This window comes from Vibrio sp. YT-19(2023), assembly GCF_033337395.1.
The window spans coordinates 1-573 of sequence record NZ_JAWOQN010000865.1 but is presented as its reverse complement, the minus strand read 5'-3'; the positions used below and the strand labels follow the sequence as shown (position 1 = coordinate 573).

Sequence of the window (573 nt, the reverse complement as noted above, 5' to 3'; positions counted from 1 at the left end):
CCCATTGGTAATCTGAGCAACCCGTTAACAACAGCAGCGAAATCAGCCATAGAGTTCGAAAGGTCACATTTACTCCCTGAATTAACTAAAAAACTTCCATTGTTACTGCTATGTTATCAATGGGGTTGTAATAAAGGTTAATAATTAAACCGTATAAGGTCATTATTTTTAAGGGAATAAAAATGAAAAAGATTTTGTTTGCGCTAGGAATATGTCTGCTTATGGTCACTCAAGTTGTTCATGCTCAGAGCCGTCTTCAAGAAATTCTGGATAAAGGCGTGTTGAGAGTAGGGACGACTGGGGACTGGAATCCGATGACAATGAAAGATCCAGCCACGAACAGTTATCGTGGTTTTGATATTGATGTCACAACCGAGCTTGCTAAAGATTTGGGTGTCAAAGTGGAGTACGTTGCCACCGATTGGAAAACGCTGGTTAATGGCATTACGGCCAACAAGTACGACATCACTGGCAGTGCGTCTTTAAACATGTCGCGTGCGAAGGTGGCTGGTTATAGCCAACCCTATTTCTACTTGGCGTTTGTGCCAGTGGTGCAGAAAAAAGACCTCGCCA

Annotated in this window: 1 protein-coding gene; it reads left to right on the top strand. The window is 42.6% G+C overall.

The window, feature by feature from the left end; all coding sequences use genetic code 11:
- Positions 1-182: 182 nt before the first annotated feature.
- A partial coding sequence (locus R7E78_RS28885) for a transporter substrate-binding domain-containing protein (protein ID WP_318058983.1) occupies positions 183-573 on the top strand: 391 nt, incomplete at its 3' end.